The organism is Bradyrhizobium manausense (assembly GCF_001440035.1).
In the GTDB taxonomy this organism is placed as follows: domain Bacteria; phylum Pseudomonadota; class Alphaproteobacteria; order Rhizobiales; family Xanthobacteraceae; genus Bradyrhizobium; species Bradyrhizobium manausense.
In genome coordinates this window covers 1-2,553 of the sequence record NZ_LJYG01000036.1, presented here as the reverse complement: position 1 = coordinate 2,553, position 2,553 = coordinate 1, and the positions used below count along the sequence as shown (strand labels likewise).

At 64.4% G+C, this 2,553-nt stretch carries 2 protein-coding genes; both read right to left on the bottom strand.

Going from position 1 to position 2,553, the window contains the following annotated elements:
* Nucleotides 1-343: 343 nt before the first annotated feature.
* Nucleotides 344-1,540, bottom strand: a complete 1,197-nt coding sequence (locus AOQ71_RS08080) for an IS91 family transposase (RefSeq protein WP_057744224.1) — start codon at nt 1,538-1,540, stop codon at nt 344-346.
* Between the two features lie 12 nt (nt 1,541-1,552).
* Entirely contained in the window at nt 1,553-2,428 is an 876-nt protein-coding gene (locus AOQ71_RS08075; protein WP_205668180.1) for a tyrosine-type recombinase/integrase, read from the bottom strand.
* Nucleotides 2,429-2,553 lie beyond the last annotated feature (125 nt).

Sequence of the window (2,553 nt, the reverse complement as noted above, 5' to 3'; positions counted from 1 at the left end):
TGTGAAGGGTTTCGGATGCCGGCCGCGTGACTGACGGCGCGGCATATTCGGGCGGCCGGCGTCCGAAAGCCTCCAAGGGAGGAAACCGCGCATGATGGGCAGGAAAGGTGCGGCGGGCTCTATGGGGATTTGAGCTCTGCAGGCGAGCTGGCCGATGGAGTTCGAGTCCATGCAGCGAGCTGCGCGACGGCGGCGGGGCAAGCGAATGACGGGTAGATGGGTTCGAACGTGATCAATCGTCGGCGGATTGGCAACGACAGCTGACAGTTGGAGCGTATGCCGCCGTGGCCGGTCGATGAGCGGCGGGCATGGCGAGCAACTTTGCAGCATGACGGTTGCGCGCTCATGACGTATCGATCCTGATGGCGCTGGTTGGCGGGCTCGCTTGATGGCGAGGCGTTGCGCCTCGCTCAAAAACCTCGATGACGATCATGCGACCGCCGCAGCATGGACACGGCGGCGTGCCGCTGTCGATGGTCTCGGTCGGCTCATCCTTACGATCCTTGACGAGGAGCAGTTTGCGCGCGCGTGCGACGTTGTCGGCGCAGGCGCTCCGCGCGAGCAGGCCGTAGTGGCGGATGCGGTGGAAGCCTTTTGGCAGCACGTGGATGAGGAAGCGGCGGATGAACTCGTCTGTGGCGATCGTCATCCGCTTTTGACGGTCGTGGCCTTCGACCCGGTAATCCTTCCAGCTGAAGGTGACGCCGCGCTGGTCGCAGGCAATCAGGCGGCTGTTGGCGATGGCGACGCGGTGGGTATAGCGCGACAGATAGGCCAGCACGGCCTCGGGACCGCCAAACGGGCGCTTGGCATAGACGACCCATTCCGTCTTGCGCGAGGCTGCAAGCAATGCGGCGAATGATTGTGCTCCGGCGAGATCAGCGTCGTTGCCGAAGAAGCTCAGGCGCCCGGCCTGGTGGAGGATCGCGAGGCGCTCCAGGAACAATCGCCGGAACAGGCGTGAGAGCACGCGCACTGGCAGGAAGAAGCCCGGCCGGCACGACACCCAGCGCCGGCCGTCGGGCGAGATGCCGCCGCCCGGCACGATCATGTGCACATGCGGGTGGTGGGTCATGGCCGAGCCCCAGGTGTGCAGCACGGACGTGATGCCGATCCTGGCGCCGAGGTGCTTCGGATCTGCGGCGATCGTCAGCATGGTCTCGGCCGAGGCCTTGAACAGCAGATCGTAGACGATGGCCCTGTTGTGATAGGCGATGTCGGCGATCCGAGCCGGCACCGTGAACACAATGTGATAATACGGCACCGGCAGCAGTTCGGCCTCGCGGTCGGCGAGCCACTGCTTCGCCGCGGCGCCCTGGCACTTCGGACAGTGCCGGTTGCGGCAGGAATTGTAGGCGATGGTGGTAAAGGCACAGTCCTCGCAGCGCGCGACATGGCCGCCGAGGGCTGCCGTGCGGCAGCTCTCGATCGCCGACATCAACTTCAACTGGTCGAGGCTGACATGGCCGGCATGGGCGTGACGCCATGCCGGGCCATGGCTGCGGAAGATATCCGCAACCTCCAGAGCCGGGCGCGACACAGGTGCCCGGCGTCAGCCGGGCGGCCGCGCCTCCTTGAGCTTGAGAGCGATGTGCTCCAACGGGCTCATGACCTCGCTGATGGTCTTGGTAGCGACGCGGGTGTAGAGCGCGGTGGTGTCGAGCTTGGCGTGGCCGAGGAGCACCTGAATGACGCGCACGTCGACGTTCTGCTCCAGAAGGTGAGTAGCGAAGCTGTGGCGCAATGTGTGCAGCGACACGCGCTTGTTGATCTCCGCCATCTGCGCGGCGGCATGACAGGCACGATTGAGCTGGCGCGTGGTCATTGGCTGGGCCGGATCGCGGCCCGGGAACAGCCAGCCTAGCGGCCGAGCCATCTTCCACCAGGCCCGTAGCAGCGCGAGCAGGCTGGGCGACAGCATGACATTGCGGTCCTTGCCGCCCTTGCCCTGCTCGACGCGGATGATCATCCGCTTGCTGTCGATATCGGAGACCTTGAGCGAGACGACCTCGTTGGCACGCAGCCCGGCACCGTAGGCCACGCTGAGAGCCGCCTTGTACTTCAGCCCCGGCGCGGCATCGAGCAGCCGCGCTACCTCCTCCACGCTCAGCACCACCGGCAGCTTGCGCGGCTCGTGAATGAACTGGGTGTGCTCGACGATATCGTGGCGCTTCAAGGTGACTTTGAAAAAGAACCGCAACGTCGAGATGGCTTGGTTGATGGTCGGCACGCCAGCGCCGCCCGTCGCCAGATGCAGCTGATAACGACGCACGTCCTCGAAGGTCGCCAGATCGGGCGATTGCCCGAGAAACAAAGCGAAATGCTTGACCCGTTGAATGTAGTCATGTTGGGTCTTGGCTGCGAACTTGCGGATCGTCATGTCTTCGATCATGCGCCGGCGTAGCGGGCTTACTGCCTCGTCGGTCATGGGGATGCTCCTGTCTTGGGTGAGATTGTTGCAACACCTCAATCTCAAGACAGGACGCCCCGTTGCGCTATCGTCTTAGCCGTGCCGCCAGCCGCGGAAAGCTACCGCGCGAGCGGTTTAGTCCT

Bases quoted from the DNA above. Each gene is read 5' to 3' on its own strand.
- AOQ71_RS08075 (WP_205668180.1), bottom strand. From the start codon at position 2,428: ATGACCGACGAGGCAGTAAGCCCGCTACGCCGGCGCATGATCGAAGAC.